Source organism: Salinispirillum sp. LH 10-3-1, assembly GCF_030643825.1.
GTDB lineage: Bacteria > Pseudomonadota > Gammaproteobacteria > Pseudomonadales > Natronospirillaceae > Salinispirillum.
The window spans coordinates 1,193,274-1,210,043 of sequence record NZ_CP101717.1 but is presented as its reverse complement, the minus strand read 5'-3'; the positions used below and the strand labels follow the sequence as shown (position 1 = coordinate 1,210,043).

14 protein-coding genes are annotated in these 16,770 nt (G+C 53.3%); all 14 read right to left on the bottom strand.

Going from position 1 to position 16,770, the window contains the following annotated elements; genetic code table 11:
* Positions 1 to 237 precede the first annotated feature (237 nt).
* On the bottom strand, positions 238 to 3,846 hold the full coding sequence (gene dnaE / locus NFC81_RS05365; RefSeq protein ID WP_304996508.1) for a DNA polymerase III subunit alpha: 3,609 nt from the start codon (positions 3,844 to 3,846) through the stop codon (positions 238 to 240).
* Positions 3,847 to 3,849: 3 nt separating this feature from the next.
* Positions 3,850 to 4,500 carry a ribonuclease HII gene (gene rnhB / locus NFC81_RS05360; protein WP_304996507.1) on the bottom strand — a complete coding sequence of 217 codons (651 nt, stop codon included), beginning with the start codon at positions 4,498 to 4,500 and terminating at the stop codon, positions 3,850 to 3,852.
* Positions 4,487 to 5,662: a lipid-A-disaccharide synthase gene (gene lpxB, locus NFC81_RS05355; protein ID WP_304996506.1), complete on the bottom strand. Its 1,176-nt coding sequence runs from the start codon at positions 5,660 to 5,662 to the stop codon at positions 4,487 to 4,489. The genes rnhB and lpxB overlap by 14 nt, the downstream gene beginning before the upstream one ends.
* Before the next feature lies 1 nt (position 5,663).
* A complete protein-coding gene (gene lpxA, locus NFC81_RS05350; RefSeq protein WP_304996505.1) occupies positions 5,664 to 6,428 on the bottom strand; it encodes an acyl-ACP--UDP-N-acetylglucosamine O-acyltransferase in 765 nt (254 codons plus the stop codon).
* On the bottom strand, positions 6,425 to 6,883 hold the full coding sequence (fabZ, locus tag NFC81_RS05345; RefSeq protein ID WP_304996504.1) for a 3-hydroxyacyl-ACP dehydratase FabZ: 459 nt from the start codon (positions 6,881 to 6,883) through the stop codon (positions 6,425 to 6,427). The genes lpxA and fabZ overlap by 4 nt, the downstream gene beginning before the upstream one ends.
* Positions 6,884 to 6,915: 32 nt before the next feature.
* Entirely contained in the window at positions 6,916 to 7,980 is a 1,065-nt protein-coding gene (lpxD, locus tag NFC81_RS05340) for a UDP-3-O-(3-hydroxymyristoyl)glucosamine N-acyltransferase (protein ID WP_304996503.1), read from the bottom strand.
* A 47-nt stretch (positions 7,981 to 8,027) separates the two neighbouring features.
* Positions 8,028 to 8,570, bottom strand: a complete 543-nt coding sequence (locus NFC81_RS05335; RefSeq protein WP_304996502.1) for an OmpH family outer membrane protein — start codon at positions 8,568 to 8,570, stop codon at positions 8,028 to 8,030.
* Positions 8,570 to 10,906, bottom strand: a complete 2,337-nt coding sequence (gene bamA, locus NFC81_RS05330) for an outer membrane protein assembly factor BamA (protein ID WP_304996501.1) — start codon at positions 10,904 to 10,906, stop codon at positions 8,570 to 8,572. Before bamA ends, NFC81_RS05335 begins: the two co-directional genes overlap by 1 nt.
* A gap of 186 nt (positions 10,907 to 11,092) precedes the next feature.
* Positions 11,093 to 12,436: an RIP metalloprotease RseP gene (gene rseP / locus NFC81_RS05325; RefSeq protein ID WP_304996500.1), complete on the bottom strand. Its 1,344-nt coding sequence runs from the start codon at positions 12,434 to 12,436 to the stop codon at positions 11,093 to 11,095.
* Positions 12,437 to 12,438: 2 nt separating this feature from the next.
* On the bottom strand, positions 12,439 to 13,602 hold the full coding sequence (gene ispC / locus NFC81_RS05320) for a 1-deoxy-D-xylulose-5-phosphate reductoisomerase (protein WP_304996499.1): 1,164 nt from the start codon (positions 13,600 to 13,602) through the stop codon (positions 12,439 to 12,441).
* Positions 13,603 to 13,648: 46 nt separating this feature from the next.
* Entirely contained in the window at positions 13,649 to 14,485 is an 837-nt protein-coding gene (locus NFC81_RS05315) for a phosphatidate cytidylyltransferase (protein WP_304996498.1), read from the bottom strand.
* A 12-nt stretch (positions 14,486 to 14,497) separates the two neighbouring features.
* Positions 14,498 to 15,232 carry a polyprenyl diphosphate synthase gene (uppS, locus tag NFC81_RS05310; RefSeq protein ID WP_304996497.1) on the bottom strand — a complete coding sequence of 245 codons (735 nt, stop codon included), beginning with the start codon at positions 15,230 to 15,232 and terminating at the stop codon, positions 14,498 to 14,500.
* A 193-nt stretch (positions 15,233 to 15,425) separates the two neighbouring features.
* Entirely contained in the window at positions 15,426 to 15,983 is a 558-nt protein-coding gene (frr, locus tag NFC81_RS05305; protein WP_304996496.1) for a ribosome recycling factor, read from the bottom strand.
* Entirely contained in the window at positions 15,973 to 16,719 is a 747-nt protein-coding gene (pyrH, locus tag NFC81_RS05300; RefSeq protein ID WP_304996495.1) for a UMP kinase, read from the bottom strand. The genes frr and pyrH overlap by 11 nt, the downstream gene beginning before the upstream one ends.
* Between the last annotated feature and the right edge of the window lie 51 nt (positions 16,720 to 16,770).

Sequence of the window (16,770 nt, the reverse complement as noted above, 5' to 3'; positions counted from 1 at the left end):
ACTCATTAAATTTCTAGGTCTGAGAAACGTCTAAAAAATCCGCCAGTGCAAGCACAGTAGTTTTTAGATGTTTCTCCCGAACCCATTAAAAATGTTCTGTGTGCAGCCTAGCCGTTCGGCTGCATTGAAACAAGCAGAAAGCTCATGATTGAGCTGTGAATTTAAGTAAACAATACCTGTGGTCGGGGCTAGGCACACCCCGCAGCGTAACCGCTCAGCGGCCAATACCCCCAATCATCAATGAAAGCGCATTTCCACCGCATCTACGCCATACAGCTGGCGCATGCGATAAATGCATTCATCGGTTAACGGTGCTTTATAGTTATCATCAAGCTGAATTTCGCCGCGCGCGTCGGTGCGCTGATAGGCAATATGCAGCGGCACAGCGGGCGTATCCGCTGCATCATGCGTCAGGACCGAGCGCAATTGTTCCAAATGCTGCTTAATGGACTGATCCGCTACGGCACCAACGCGCAGCACCAAAGCCTTGGCAAAGCGCTGACGAGCCTGCGCCACATCCACGACGTCGGACACCTTGACGCGGTTCTCTTCGCGGTACTCATTCCAAGTAACCTCTGCCTGCACAAAGATCACTCGGCCTACTTCAATGAGGCTAACCCAGTTGGCGTCCTGATCATCAAAGACACCAAACTCAATACGCGCAGTGCGGTCATCCAAGGTGACGAACATCAGATCCTTGCCTGCCTTGGTTTTCATACGGCGGATGTCGATTACCAAACCGGCCAAGGTTTGGATATCTTGTTTGCGCGGCTGAATATCCGCCAAACGCGCCGACACAATGCGCTTTACTTCATCTTCATATTCGTCAATCGGGTGCCCGGTAAGGTACAGCCCCAACGTGTCTTTTTCCCCCGCCAGCCGTTCTTTAATAGGCCATTCAATAAGATGGCGGTAGTCATGGTAGGGGTCCGCTTCATCGTTCAACTGAATATCGCCAAACAAATCCACCATGCCTGCTGCGGCATTGGCCGTGGTTTGCTCGGCGGCTTTGATGGCATCCGGTAAGGCCGCCATCAGGATGGCACGGCTCGGCCCAATGGTATCTAGCGCTCCAGACTTAATCAGCGCTTCGATCACACGCCGCCCCATTTTTTTCAAATTAACCCGCGAACAAAAATCGAACAGGTCTTTGTATGGACCGTCCGTACGGCCTTCCACAATGGCGGATACCGGGCCCTCACCCACTCCCTTGACTGCGCCAAGGCCAAAGACCACCTCGTCCTTATCGTTCACGGTGAACATGTAGTCGCCAGCATTAACGTCCGGTGGCAGTACGGTCACGCCCATCTCACGGCAGTCTTCAAGGAAGATTACGACCTTGTCGGTGTTATCCAATTCCGAAGACATGGTCGCCGCCATAAAGGCAGCCGGGTAATGCGTCTTTAACCAGAGCGTTTGATAGGACACCAAGGCATAGGCAGCGGAGTGCGATTTGTTGAAGCCGTACCCGGCGAACTTCTCTACCAAGTCAAAAATCTTGGTGGCCAAATCGGCATCAATACCCTTGCTCTCAGCACCATCGGCGAACGTCTGCCGCTGCTTCGCCATTTCTTCCGGCTTCTTCTTACCCATGGCGCGACGCAACAGGTCGGCGCCACCGAGAGTATATCCAGCCAGCGTTTGCGCAATCTGCATGACCTGTTCTTGGTACACGATGATGCCGTAGGTCGGCTCCAGAATCGACTTGAGTGATTCATGCTGATAGGTAGCATCGGGATAGGAAATCGCTTCACGACCATGCTTTCGGTTGATGAAGTTTTCAACCATGCCTGAATCCAGTGGCCCCGGGCGAAACAGGGCCACCAAGGCGATCATGTCCTCCAAGGTATCTGGCTGCATGTTCTTGATCAGCGCCTTCATACCGCGCGATTCCAACTGGAAAACAGCCGTCGTCTTCGCTTGCTTCAATAGGTCAAACGACGCCTTGTCGTCTAACGGAATATGCGCAATATCAATGGGCTCATCTTGATGCTGTGCCCGCCGGGCATTAATGATTTCCAGTGCCCATTTAATGATGGTCAGCGTTCGCAACCCTAAGAAGTCGAACTTTACCAAGCCGGCGGATTCCACATCATTTTTGTCGTATTGCGTGACCAGACCACTGCCATCGGGCTCACAGAGCAGCGGCGAGAAATCGGTAAGACGGGTTGGGGCAATAACGACACCGCCCGCGTGCTTGCCGGTTTGCCGAGTAATACCTTCCAGTTTACGCGCCATGTCCCAGATCTCTCTGGCTTCTTCATCTTGATCAATGAACGCCTTAAGCTCGGGCACTTCCTCCAATGATTTTTCCAAGGTCATGCCCGGTGTTCCCGGTATCAGCTTGGATATTTTATCGGCTAAGCCGTAGCTTTTACCCTGTACTCGGGCCACGTCACGCACAACCGCCTTAGCGGCCAAGGTGCCGAACGTCACGATCTGCGACACCGCATCACGACCGTAGTGGTCCGCCACGTATTGAATAACCTGATCACGGTTGTCCATACAGAAGTCGACGTCAAAGTCGGGCATGGATACCCGCTCTGGGTTCAAGAAGCGCTCGAACAGCAAGTCATACTTCAATGGATCAAGGTCGGTGATCTTTTGTGCATAGGCCACCAGTGAGCCAGCACCGGAACCACGACCAGGCCCTACCGGGATATCGTGGTCTTTAGCCCACTGAATAAAGTCCATTACGATCAAGAAGTAACCAGGGAAACCCATCTGAATAATGATGTCGAGTTCAAAATTCAGACGATCAACGTACTCTTTGCGCTCGCTCTCATAATTGGGGTCGTCTGTGCGGTGACTGATCGCCAACCGCTCTTCCAGTCCTTGCCACGACACCAAATGAAAGAAGATGCCGGTTTTGAGCGCAGTTTGATACTCTGCCTCCGTTTCTCTCCCCGCCCAGGCTTCCGCCATGGCCGCTTTTACCCGCTCTTCGATCACAGCGTAGGGCGTATGCTCGGTAAAAAAGGCATCTTCCGCCAAGTTCTCTGGAATGGGGTAGTCTGGTAAATAGTACTTACCCAATTCGATTTCCACCGAGCAGCGACGGGCAATTTCCACGCTGTTGCTGATTGCACTGGGGACATCCGTGAACAGCTCAGCCATCTCATCAGCCGTTTTCAGATACTGCTGGTCGGAAAAACGGTGCTCGCGGCGCGGGTCATCCAGAGCCATACCTTCGTTGATACAAACACGAGTTTCGTGCGCTTCAAAGTCGTCCGACGTCAAAAACATCACATCATTAGTGGCCACCACAGGCACACCGTGGCGTCCGGCCAGAGCAATGGCTCCTGTCACATGGATGTCGTCACCCGCACGACCTGTACGCTGCAGTTCGAGATAGTAACGATCACCAAAACAGTCTTTCCACCACTGCACACGCTTTTCTGCCACGGCTGCATTGCCGCGTAAAATCGCCTGCCCTACATCACCGTAGTTGGCCCCAGAAAGCACGATCAAGCCGGCATTCAACTCCTTTATCCATTCATTTTTAACAATGGCTCGATGCAGGTCCTGGTTTTTTTGGTAGGCCCGAGAGATCAATTCGATTAAGTTCTTGTACCCGGTTTGGTTCTGACATAAGAAGGGCAGACGAAAGGGTCGGTCGGGTTCGTCTGGGTTTTCCAACCACAGGTCACTGCCCAATATGGGTTTGATCCCCGCCCCCATCATGGCATTGTAAAATTTGATCAGACCGAAGAAATTGGTCTGGTCTGTCATCGCGACCGCTGGCATACCCTGGCCACGCAACGTCCCAGCCAAGGGCTTGATGCGCACCAGGCCGTCTATTAAGGAGTATTCCGTGTGGCAACGGAGATGAACGAATTCAGTCATAAATCAAGTATCCATAAACTCTGATGAGGAGGACAACAGGTCCCCCTGAATATTCGTTTGCTCCAGCCAGCGCCGCACCGGTGCAAAACTGCGTCGGTGCTCAGCACAGGGGCCATGCTGTTCCAGGGCACTCAAGTGCACCGGTGTCGGGTAACCCTTGTTGGTACCTAAATCATAGTGTGGAAACTGCTCATGCAGTTCGCGCATGACACGATCCCGGGCTACCTTGGCCAGTATGGAAGCCGCAGCGATGGCTGAATGTCGCGCATCACCCTTTACGACGGCTTCAGCAGGCAGATTGAGATGTTTCGGCAGTCGATTACCGTCCACTAACACCCTTTCGGGGACCACACCCAGTTGGGCTACCGCCCGCTCCATGGCCAAATGGCTGGCCCGCAGAATATTAAAACGATCAATTTCTGCAGCGCTGCATTTGGCAATCGCCCACGCGGTAGCCTGCGCGCAAATGACTCCAAACAAGCGCTCACGCGCTGCTTCATTCAATTTTTTGGAATCGTTCAAGCCTTCAATCGGCCGGGCTGGATCTAGAATAACTGCAGCGGCATAAACAGGCCCGCACAGCGGCCCTCTTCCGGCCTCATCCGTACCCGCCACACAACCGGAGTATCTAGTGTCGAGTTCAAGCACCGGCATTACCCTCTGCTGCTTTTTCTGCTATCAGGTCGAGCAACGCATCCGCAGCGACATCATCCGCCGCCCGGCCAAGCCGCTTATGCATATCTTCAAAACACTCAATACATTGCTGGCGCCGCTCGGGGTTATGCAAGAAATCATACAGTTCATCGGCAGCGCGCTCGGGCGTTAATTCACCCTGCAGTAATTCAGGCACCACAAAACGACGCGCTAAAATGTTGGGTAAGGCAACCCAAGGAATACGCATCAGAAACTTGCCAACCCAGTAGGTCAATCCACTAAAACGATAGCCCACCACCATGGGCTTCTTAAGCAAAGCAGTTTCCAAGGTCGCCGTACCACTGGCCACTAGAACTACATCACTGGCCCCGAGGACGTCATGGCTATGGCCCTCCAGCAGCGTCATCCAGTCGGCGTCATCCGGCATCAATAGTTGAGTCAATTCTTGGTGGCGCAAGGTATTGGCGGCAGGTATCAGCACCCGTAACGTTGGGGTCCGCTGCCTCAGCAAGCGCGCTGCGGCGAGAAAGTCCGGAGCGATGCGGGCTACTTCGCCGCGTCGACTACCCGGCAACAAACCGAGTATGGGCTCTGTTCCGGTTAATCCTAGCCTGTGACGATAGGCCGCTGTATCCGGCTGCATCGGTAAGCGATCCGCTAACGTGTGGCCCACAAAAGCAAAGGGCACGTCATGTTGCGCGTAGAAATCACCTTCAAAGGGAAATAGGGTAAGCATCAGGTCGATGGAACGGCGAATACCATGCACTCGGCCCTGACGCCACGCCCAGACCGACGGACTCACATAGTGCGCCGTGGTCAGCCCCTGAACACGCAGCATACGAGCCAGTGGCAGATTAAAATCGGGGGCGTCGATACCCAAAAAGAGGTCGGGTTTCCAGTCTATAATTTGCTGCCGCAAGCGGCGACGCAAACGCAACAGTGACGGCAACTTACGCAGCACCTCGAACAGCCCCATTACCGCCAGTTGTTCTTGATCGGCCCAACATACCAAGCCTTGCCTCTGCATGGCAGATCCACCCACGCCCGCGAACTCAATATCCGGCACTCGCTGCTTGAGTGCGGCCAACAAGCCAGCACCCAGCTGATCGCCTGACGCTTCACCGGCAATAACGGCGACTCTTAACGGCCTGTTAACAGTCATGTCAGCGCACTATCCCTCGCTTGGATGCAACCAGACTGGCATGAAAGGTTTGCACGCAGGGCGTGGTATCCCGCGCCAGAATGTCGATCGCTTCCTGCAATGTAATGCCCTGACGATACACGGTCTTGTAAGCACGTTTTAGTGCTGCCAAGCTTGCAGCGTCGTAGTTGCGCCGTTTAAGCCCTTCGAAATTCATGGTGTAGGCTTTGGCCGGGTTACCCTGCGCCATCACATAGGCAGGAATATCTTTGAAGACCACGGTTCCAGCGCCAGTCATCGAGCCTGTACCAATACGGCAGAACTGATGCACCATGGTACCCCCACCGAGAATGGCGTAATCTCCCAAGTGAACATGCCCGGCGATCTGCGAGGCATTGGCGACGATCACGTCATCACCAATCCGGCAATCGTGCGCGATATGTGCATACGCCATATAGAGCCCCCGTGAGCCCACACGAGTCAGGCCTTCGTCCTGGACCGTACCGCGCTGCATGGTCACACATTCCCGAATCACGTTGTCATCACCAACATGCAACTGCGTTGGCTCACCGCGGTACTTTTTGTCCTGACACTCCTCTCCGATGGAAGCGAATTGGAAGATACGATTGCGCTTACCAATAGTCGTCGGCCCTTTGATAACCACGTGCGGGCCAATCTCGCAATCGGCCCCAATGGTGACATTGGCACCGATGACGGAGTAGGGACCGACGGAGACGTTAGCACCAAGTGTCGCACTGGGGTCAATAATGGCAGTCGGATGAATCACTGAGTTACCTGTCTCTCTGCACATAGAATGTCAGCACTGGCGGCCAGTTCACCGTCCACCTTGGCACGGCATTCCATTTTATAGATACCGCGTTTACAGCTGACAATTTCGAGCTCAAGGTCAAGCCGATCCCCTGGCACTACTTGGCGTTTGAAGCGCACATTGTCGATACCGGCAAACAGGAAGAGAAAGCCGTCCTCGTGTCGATTGCCCGATGAAGCAAAACCTAGAATAGCACCTATTTGGGCTAGGGCTTCCAATATCAGCACACCCGGCATAATCGACTGACCGGGAAAGTGGCCGTTAAAAAACTCTTCATTACCAGAGACGTTCTTGTAGCCGCGAATGGTTTTTCCGGCCTCCAGCTCTGTTACTCGATCAACTAATAAGAAAGGATAGCGATGTGGTAACAGGGTTTTTATTTGTTCATGATCAAGCGGCAGCGTGAGGTTCATGCAGAACTTCCTTCTTTGTTCACGGCGTTGAATTATGCTTTGTCGGTTTTGTCTTGCTCAATAGAGTCACCGAACTTACCCCATAAAGCGTTTACTTTATCCTGTAGCACCTTCAACTGGCCAATGCGTGCCACGGCGCGACGCCAATCGTTGAATGGTTGCGCTGGTAGACCGGAGGCGTATTGTCCGGGTTCAGACACGGACTGCGCAACCATGGATTTACCCACGAAATGTACATTGTCTGCTATCGTCAGATGGCCGCCTACTGCCGATTGCCCGCCCACAGACCCATCCTTGCCTAAAATGGTCGAACCCGCGATACCACTCTGAGCAACCAAGGCGGTTCTATCTCCGACTTGGACGTTATGGCCCACTTGTACTAAATTATCGATGATCACATCGTCGCCTAAGACCGTGTCGGCGAGCGCACCGCGATCAATGGTTGCATTGGCACCAATTTCGACCCGATTACCGACCCGCACACCACCTAACTGGGCGATCTTCTCCCAGCCACCGGGGTGGCGAGCATAGCCGAAGCCATCAGCACCGACTACCGTGCCCGATTGAATCATGCAGTCTTCGCCTATGACAACGCCGGGATACAGGGTAACACGTGGCCTGATAACCGTTCTGGCACCAACACGCACCCCCGCGCCCACATAAACCTGGGCATCCAACTCAACACCAGCTCCGATGACTGCTCCGGCCTCAACCACTACCTGCGGTCCGATTCGGCAATCGGCAGGCACTTCAACATCGGGCGCAATAACGGCGGTCGCATGAACACCAGGAGTGAACCAGTACTTGTCCCAAAATAATTGCGAGACCTGAGCGTAAGCACGATAGGGGTCAGCGACAATAATACAGGTATGTGACAAAGTATCGGCCAAATCGGCCGTTACCAGAAGAATATCAGCAGCCGAAGAAGCTGCCTTTTTAACAAACTGACGGCGTGCTACGAAGCTCAATTGACCCGCGCGCGCGGTCTCTATCGGGGCTATGGACGTGATGGTTTGATCCGGATCACCCTTTACCGTCCCACCAACCTGGGCAGCCAATTGCGCTGCTGTGAAGGTCGCGAAAGCCGACTCTGACATAATCTATCTAGCCTGTTTTTATTGTTCTTTAGCAACCAAGCCGCTACTTAATTGTTGCCAGCGGCGATGGCAGCATTAAATCGATCTAACGCCAATGGTGTGATATCCAGCTCTGGGCGCGCATAAATGACTTCTGCAGCAGACACCAGCAACACAATATTTTGCTCTACAATAATGTCTTCCAACACGCTTGTCAGGACACTCTCATATTCGCGCAAAAAGGCTTGGCGGCGGTTTTGCTGTGCCGATTGCAGACGGCGCACCAACTCTTCCCGCTCTCTCAGTTTAGACTCGATTTGGAGGTTCAGTGAAGTTAATTCGTTCTCCGTCAGCAGGCCGGCATCAGCATCCAAACGAGCGCGCAACTCAGTCACCTCTTCTTCAAGCTGACGAACACGTCGTTCTTCGCCACCAAATGACTGACGCAGTTCGGCCGTGGCTTGTTTAGCGGCTTCGCTTTGGAAGAGCACGTATTCTTGGTCAAGGACAGCAATACGGGCCTCTCCGCTCGACTGCGCCATGGCACCGGCAGATACAAAAAAGGCCAAGAGTGCTGATACAAAAATACGAGGTGAGATCAATGTCGTCATCAGAAATTGCTCCAGAAAGAGAGTTGGAATCGTTGCAGCAGGTCATCTTCCTGCTCCAGCAAGGGCCGCGCATAGATAAAGCGCAACGGTAGCATAGGGACCGGGCGCCATACAAAGTCCACACCGTATGATGCTCGCACACCATCCAAACTGATCCCTTCTTGACACTGGTCGTTACCCGGCAAGCAGCGCTCCGTAAAGGCACCGCCGACATCGACAAACAAAGCCGTCCTATACAACGACTGATCACGGAAGAACGGCGTTGGGGTGATCAGCTCAAGACCAGAACTCAACAATATGTTGCCACCGAAAGGTACGGCTGAATTCTCATTGCCTACTTCAGTAGTACTGAAAGGGCTCACTGTCCGATCGCGATAGCCGCGCACCGTACCGGGGCCGCCCGCGAAGAAATGCTTATAAAATGGCAAACGATCGGTATCACCGAAACCATCACCATAACCCGCCTGACCCAGCACTCGAATGGCAAAACCATCCCAAGGACTCACGGGCTGCACATAGTCCCCACGATAAGTCACACGATAGTAATTCAAATCACTGCCCGGCACCGTTACGGTTGCCGAGACATTGTGACGTTGGCCTTCTGTGGAGTAGAAGCTGCCAATCTGGTTGCTGTAATTCCACTGCAGCTCTAATGTCCAGTCTCCATAGGTATTGCCGTATTCGGACTGGAAGTCGGTCACTTCCAAAGGCGGTTTGTTGCCGACATAGAGTTCTGTCTGGGTATAGCCCACACCCAGCTTTATCCGACTGTTTTCACTGACCGGCGTACCCAGAGCAAACTCCCCACCCCAGCGATCCAAGCCGTAGGTTTCTACGTTGCGATTGTTGCGTCGCTCGTAAAACAGATTTAAATCCCGACTGATTCCGGACTTGGTAAAGTATGGGTCGACATGATTCAACGACAAGATAGTCGTGCTTTCCGAGAACTGACTGCGCAACGACAGGCTCTTTCCGGTCCCCAAGAAGTTGGTTTGGGAGAATTCCAAGGCGCCGAATACACCAACACCGGGCTGAAAACCAACCGATGCCTGCAGGTTTCCGCTTTTATCTTCCAGTACAGAAAAGATGATATCGACTTGGTCGTCAGTGCCCGGCACACGCTGTTGGCGGACGTTCACCACACTGAAAAAGCCCAACTGCTGCAAGCGGCGACGCGATTGCGTAATAGCGCCATTGCGCGCCAAGCCACCCTCTTCGATGCGCATTTCTCGGCGCAACACTTCGTCCAGCGTACCTTGGTTACCGACGAACTGAATACTGCGCACGTACATCAATGGGCCGGGTCGAACCACAAACACCATATCAACGCGCAAATCGTCGTCATCGACGCTGGCTTGCGGTTCTACGCCAGCATAGAGGTAGCCATCGTTACCCAGAATTTCAATGATACGGTTTTGCGTCGATACCATTTCGGCACGCGAGAACCACTCGCCACTGACTGGGCGCACGGCTGCCCGGATATCTTCCTCACGGTCAGCAAAATCCCCTGTTACCGAAATATCGCCCCAACGATAGCGCTCTCCCTCAAAAATCTCAGTCAGCAGATGCACGCCAGACAGGTCCGGCTCTAGAGAAATCTGGCTGTTCTCAATGTTAAAGCGAACATAACCCCGGTCGTAGTAGTAACTGCTGAGCCGCTCCAGGTCGCCGGAATATTCGTCACGGTTGTATTGATGACGTCGCGAAAAGAGTTGCAGCAAGTCGCCCGAGCGACGTGGGCGGAGGCGCGTTTCACGCAAAAGCTCAGAGGTTTCAAACACCTCATTGCCACGAATTTCAACAGAGCGGATGGCAGCTGCAGCACCCTCTTCAATATTAATAATGATAGCCACACGGTTTTGCGGCAAAGGTTCAATACTGACTTCTACCCGAGCGTCATAGCGTCCCTGAATAGCATATTGGCTTTCCAATTCAGACTGGATTTGCGCCACGATGGCCGGTTGATAGGACTGCCCTTCGATCACACCGACGTTTTCTAAAGCCGAATCCAGCGCTTCGGTTGGGATACGTTTGTTACCACTGAAGCTCACTCGATCAATGATGGAGTATTCCAGCACTTCAAAGTAGTAAGCACCCGTCGCGGTGCGATATACCGCCACATCTTGGTATAAACCAGTGGCGTAGAGGGCTCTTACAGCTTCTGCGGAATTAAAATCATCGGCCGCACGGCCGTCGTTGACGCCGGGGAGGGAAGATAGAAACGCCGCAGTAGAAACTCTGCGCAAACCGTCTACTTCGATGGGTGTCGCCGGAACAGCAGCGCTCAGAGTGACCCCTAGCAGGCAAAGACCACCCAACAGCTTAAAATGCGCCATGTATGAAACAGATCCTTATGATTAGCTCTATTATTCAGGATTAATATTCGGTTCGCCGAGACTTTGACTCAACGCAGTCGGGCAAAATTGCAGGTAAGGCGGTGTGACAGCAACCTTTCCTCGCGTTTTTTACACCAACCTTTCTAAGAGGGGCGTCAAAAAAAGACCACCCTCTACAAAGCGCTTTTAGAAGCGCTGGAAATCGTTCGCAAAAGCAATCACCATTACGCCAATCAACAGCGCAATACCCACTTGAAAGCCTATGGTTTGTACGCGCTCTGACAATGGCTTACCGCGCACAAGTTCGACAACATAATACAGAATATGACCGCCGTCCAACACCGGAATAGGCAGTAAATTGAAGATCCCCAGGCTGATGCTCAGTAACGCCAAGAAGCTGAGGAAAGACACCAAACCAAAGCTCGCGGAATCGCCTGCCACCTGCGCAATAGATACCGGCCCGCTGAGGTTTTTAACGGACGCCTCTCCTACCACCATCTTCTTCAGGAAGCTTAATATCATGCCCGACGTCGATAGGGTCTCCTGTACCGCTTCACCAACGGCCGCTACCGGGCCATAGCGCACGGTGCGCACCAAATCACTGCTGTCGACCTGCGTTGCGTACACGCCAGCTCGACCAACGATGTTGCCCTGCTCGTCTGTGGCGGAATCTGGCACCAAGGTGATGTCTACCCGACTACCCGCGCGCTCGACAACCATTACGATAGCCGTATCTGGGTTGCGCTGCACCACGTCAACCCATTCATTCCAGCCGCTTATTGCGTCGCCATTCACGGAAAGCACACGATCTTCTGCCCGCATGCCTGCCCGCTCCGCGGCACCGCCAGAAATAATCGAGGCAGCTATTGCAGGCCGCTCAGGACGCCAAAACTGTAAACCTAATTCAGCAAACGGATTGGGGTCCTGTGCCCGTGACAACCAACGCTCAATTGGGTAACTCACCGTATATTGAGCACCTTCAGGGGCGCGTAAGCCTAAGACGATTTCGCCGCTCTCACCCAGTCGCCCCAACAACGCCAGCTGCACATCACGCAAGTCCGCCACCGGTTGGGCGTCAACCGACACGATTTCTACACGACCCTCTGGCCATTGACCGACCCAAGCACTCGTCGCTTGTGGTGCTTCTACCCACGGCCGCACGACCGACACACCCAACATGCTGATCAGCCAAAAAATAGCAATTGCCAAAACGAAATTGGCCAACGGACCGGCTGCTGCAATAAAAATACGTTTTTGCGGCGACTGGCGATTGTGGGTGAATGGCAAGTCTTCCTCTGCCACGTTGCCCTCACGCTCATCCAGCATGCGCACATACCCGCCTAACGGAATCGGCGCCAGCGAAAACTCAGTATTTTCTTTATTGCGCCACGTCAGAAAGGGCTTGCCAAAGCCAATGGAGAAGCGCAATACACGCACACCGCACCAACGCGCAGCGAAATAATGCCCGGCTTCGTGCACACCGACCAATATCGACAGGGCCAGTAAAAAGAACAATATCGTGGTTAACATGACTACACACCCTCAATCAATTGTCGCGCACGCAAACGTGCCGCCTGATCTGCCGCAAGCAGTTGGTCGACATCCACTACCGGGTCGACTGGACTGCTTGTCAGTACTTGTTCATTGATACGCGGTATGTCCATAAAACCGATGTCTCCGGCTAAAAAAGCCGCCACCGTTTCTTCGTTCGCGGCGTTCAACACCGCCGGTGCCGTTCCACCCATAACCATGGCTTCTGCAGCCAAACGCAAGCACGGAAAGCGCGCTATATCAGCCTGCTCAAAGGTTAAACCCGCTAGCGCATGAAAATCCAAAGGCGCTACCCCGGCGTCAATACGCTCTGGCCAAGCCAAGCCATAAGCGATGGGTGTTCGCATATCAGGAGCGCCCATTTGCGCAATCACGGAGCCATCCACATATCGAACCATAGAATGAATGACGCTTTGCGGATGCACCACTACTTCGATGTCAGAAGGCTGTAAATCAAAGAGCCAGCACGCTTCAATCAGCTCCAGGCCCTTGTTCATCAGAGTCGCAGAATCGACGGAGATTTTCTGCCCCATGGACCAGTTCGGATGGGCACATGCCTGCTCAGGCGTCACATTCACCAGGTCCGCAGCGGGCAGCGTGCGAAAAGGACCACCGGAAGCGGTCAGCACCACCGATACCACGGCAGGGTCACTAGGCGAGGAAAGGCACTGAAAAATAGCATTGTGCTCACTGTCGACTGGCAACAAGGTCGCGCCGCCCTGCTCCACTGCCTGCATCAACAAATGGCCAGCCACCACCAGGCTTTCTTTGTTGGCCAACAATATCTTCTTACCGGCATTCGCAGCGGCCAGTGTCGGCCTCAAACCGGCAGCACCTACGATAGCCGCCATGACGATATCGACTTCCCGGCTCGCCGCGATGCGAGATAAGGCATCCTCCCCAACCAACACCTGTGTCGCGGGGCTGAGCAAGGCCAACGCCGCCATCAACTCTACAGCCGCCAGATCATCCGGCACAACGGCAAATTCAGGGCGAAATTGCGCACACTGCTCCGCCAATAACCGCAGGTTACGGTGTCCGCTTAGCGCAAAGACCTCATACTGATCGAGATGACGACTCAATACATCAAGGGTGCTTTGCCCAATACTGCCGGTTGCGCCGAGCACAGTCACTCGCTGGACCATCAGTTACCTCGTACCATTGAAAATACCCTGTAGCAGTCTGCTCCGGTCACAAAGCCGGCCAAACATAAAGAAAGGCAGCAAACACAGGTGCCGCTGCACACATGCTATCAATACGATCCATGATGCCACCGTGACCGGGCAACAAGGCTCCGCTGTCTTTCAAACCACGCTGGCGCTTTACCATGCTCTCCACCAGATCACCCACAATGGACATCACCACCACAGAGCCAGCGAACAGCAGCAGCAACAAATAATCTTCCCAGCGCCAGAGCTGGGTATCCACGACCAGCGCCACAACCACTATGCCAATCAACATCGCGCTACCGATTGCAGCGATTGCACCCGCCCAGGTTTTACCGGGGCTTACGTTTGGCAACAGCTTACGCTTACCAAAGGCACGACCAGCATAGTAAGCACCGATATCGGCACCCCAAACCAGCAACATCAACAAGGTGATCAGTACATTGCTTTCATCGGCGCCTTTAATCCAGTAAAAGCCCACCCACATTGAGCACAGCACCAGGGTGCCCGCCACCAAGCGACGAAACGGCGTGCCCCACACACCGGTTGCCCGAGGATAGAGCAAAATCAACGCAAACCCCAACAGCCACCAAGCTACCGCGATCGACAACGCCCAGCCGTCAGCCACCAACTGCTGACTCATTACCACATAGAGCCCCAACACGCAGACACCAATGAACAGGCTGTAGAGCAAGCGTTGCATGCGCCGGCCACAGCCAGCCATGTCTGCCCATTCCCAAGCACCAAGGACGGCGATAAGCCCCATAAAGATGGCAAAGCCAGCCAAAGGTAATAGGTAAATGCCCACTAACATAATGGGAATCAATACGATGGCGGTTTTAATTCGACTGTTTATTTTCATTGTAATGTCCTGTTACTGAGCACCCGGCACACGACCGCCAAAGCGACGCTCGCGTGAAGCGTAATCCTGCAGCGCAACATAGAGTGCCTCTGCGTCAAAATCTGGCCAAAGGCATGGAGAGAAATGTAACTCGCTGTACGCCAGCTGCCACAGCAGAAAATTGCTGAGCCGCTGCTCACCCGCGGTTCTAATACAAAGATCGGGGGCTGGTAAATCGCCTAACGTTACATGCTGACCCAACAATTCCGGCGTAATGTCACCGGGCTGCAAATAGCCCGCCTTAACCTGTTCAGCGAGCGTCTTCGCAGCCTGAGTAATGTCCCAATGGCCGCCGTAATTGGCCGCCACTACAATCAACATACCGGTACAGTCTGCCGTCAACGACTCCGCATGCACAATGCTTTGCTGAATGGCCGAACTGAATCCAGACTTATCGCCAATCACCCGAAGCCGCAAATTGTGCTCGACCAGCTTGTAAACTTCTTTGGTGAGAGCCCAAGAAAACAACTCCATCAGCGCACTGACTTCATCTTCCGGGCGCTGCCAGTTTTCACTACTGAACGCATAGAGCGTGAGCACTTCAACTCCCGCCTTCGCGCAATGCTCCACCGTAGAACGCAATGACTTAACGCCAGCCTTATGGCCGGAAACGCCACGCAACATACGTCCTTTGGCCCAGCGGTTGTTGCCATCCATAATAATGGCAATATGCCTAGGCACCACGGTAAGAGCCGAAAAGTCCGGCATGTTCTCTCCTACAACTTGCTACCAATTCTACGTACAGTGCTTCTATAACCGAGCTTCGCCACCTTGAAATCAGCGACACTCGATTCATTGAACCACTGCACAAGGTCAGGCCGAAATTAAAAAAGCACCAGGACTGACCACAATCCTAGTGCCCTTGCATCAATCTACTGCATAGAATCTACTTCTGAGATTTTCAGACTTTCATCAATTCAGCTTCTTTCTCAGCGAGATGCTGATCCACCAACGCGATGTATTTATCGGTCAGTTTTTGGATTTGATCTTCGTTGCGGCGCGCATCATCCTCAGAGACTTCCTTCTCTTTCAACAACTCTTTCACCGTATTGTTGGCGTCTCGACGCGCGTTGCGCACAGCGATGCGGCCGTTTTCAGCCTCGTTGCGCGCTTGCTTGATGTAGTCTTTCCGCGTTTCCTCGGTCAACATCGGCATGGTGACACGAATAGTGTCGCCCGTGGTTGATGGATTCAAACCCAAGTCTGACTTCATGATGCCTTTTTCAATGGCTGGCACCAGGTTGCGCTCCCAAGGGGAGATAGCCAAGGTACGGCCATCTTCGACCGATACGTTAGCCAACTGAGTAATAGGGGTTTCAGTACCGTAGTAATCAACCGTCACGCTTTCTAACAACGTCGGACTGGCACGGCCAGTGCGGATGCGGTTAAAGGCATGGTCCAAAGCATCCATGGATTTCTGCATGGCGGCTTCTGTGTCTTTTAAAATTTCATTCAACATTGTCTACATCCTCAACAATCAGCGTACCTTCGTTTTCGCCTACCATGATTTTCAGCAACGAACCGGGTTGGTGCATATCAAAGACACGTACCGGCATGCGATGATCACGGACCAGACATATCGCGGTCAAGTCCATTACACCCAATTGCTTTTCCAGCACTTCACTGTAGGTGAGCACATCGTATTTCGTGGCCGTTTTGTCCTTCTTCGGATCTGCAGTATAAACACCGTCAACGTTGGTGGCTTTCATGACGATGTCCGCATCAATCTCAATACCACGCAAGCAAGCTGCAGAATCGGTCGTGAAGAAGGGGTTACCCGTACCGGCGGAGAATATTACTACATCTGACTGATTGAGGTAACGTACGGCGGTGCGACGATCGTAATGTTCTACAATACCGCTCATCGGTATAGCACTCATCACACGAGTCCGGATGTTCGCACGCTCCAAGGCATCGCGCATTGCAAGGGCATTCATCACTGTTGCGAGCATACCCATATGGTCACCAGTAACACGGTCTAAACCTGCTTCACTCAACTCTTTACCACGAAACAGATTACCGCCACCGATCACCAGTCCAACCTGCACACCAATACCGACCAGCTGACCAATTTCCAGCGCCATCCGATCCAACACACTGGGATCAATACCAAACTCTTTTTGACCGGCTAGTGCCTCGCCGCTGAGTTTAAGAAGAATGCGTTTGTATCGGGCAGAGCGGTCTTTGGGCGGCATAGGAACCTCAATCTAGGACAGGAAGATAAGACAGATCGCAGAGCGTGCGGC

Bases quoted from the DNA above. Each gene is read 5' to 3' on its own strand.
- bamA (WP_304996501.1), bottom strand. From the start codon at position 10,906: ATGGCGCATTTTAAGCTGTTGGGTGGTCTTTGCCTGCTAGGGGTCACT.
- rseP (WP_304996500.1), bottom strand. From the start codon at position 12,436: ATGTTAACCACGATATTGTTCTTTTTACTGGCCCTGTCGATATTGGTC.
- dnaE (WP_304996508.1), bottom strand. From the start codon at position 3,846: ATGACTGAATTCGTTCATCTCCGTTGCCACACGGAATACTCCTTAATA.
- lpxD (WP_304996503.1), bottom strand. From the start codon at position 7,980: ATGTCAGAGTCGGCTTTCGCGACCTTCACAGCAGCGCAATTGGCTGCC.
- NFC81_RS05335 (WP_304996502.1), bottom strand. From the start codon at position 8,570: ATGACGACATTGATCTCACCTCGTATTTTTGTATCAGCACTCTTGGCC.
- ispC (WP_304996499.1), bottom strand. From the start codon at position 13,602: ATGGTCCAGCGAGTGACTGTGCTCGGCGCAACCGGCAGTATTGGGCAA.
- rnhB (WP_304996507.1), bottom strand. From the start codon at position 4,500: ATGCCGGTGCTTGAACTCGACACTAGATACTCCGGTTGTGTGGCGGGT.
- uppS (WP_304996497.1), bottom strand. From the start codon at position 15,232: ATGCCGGACTTTTCGGCTCTTACCGTGGTGCCTAGGCATATTGCCATT.
- frr (WP_304996496.1), bottom strand. From the start codon at position 15,983: ATGTTGAATGAAATTTTAAAAGACACAGAAGCCGCCATGCAGAAATCC.
- NFC81_RS05315 (WP_304996498.1), bottom strand. From the start codon at position 14,485: ATGAAAATAAACAGTCGAATTAAAACCGCCATCGTATTGATTCCCATT.
- pyrH (WP_304996495.1), bottom strand. From the start codon at position 16,719: ATGCCGCCCAAAGACCGCTCTGCCCGATACAAACGCATTCTTCTTAAA.
- fabZ (WP_304996504.1), bottom strand. From the start codon at position 6,883: ATGAACCTCACGCTGCCGCTTGATCATGAACAAATAAAAACCCTGTTA.
- lpxB (WP_304996506.1), bottom strand. From the start codon at position 5,662: ATGACTGTTAACAGGCCGTTAAGAGTCGCCGTTATTGCCGGTGAAGCG.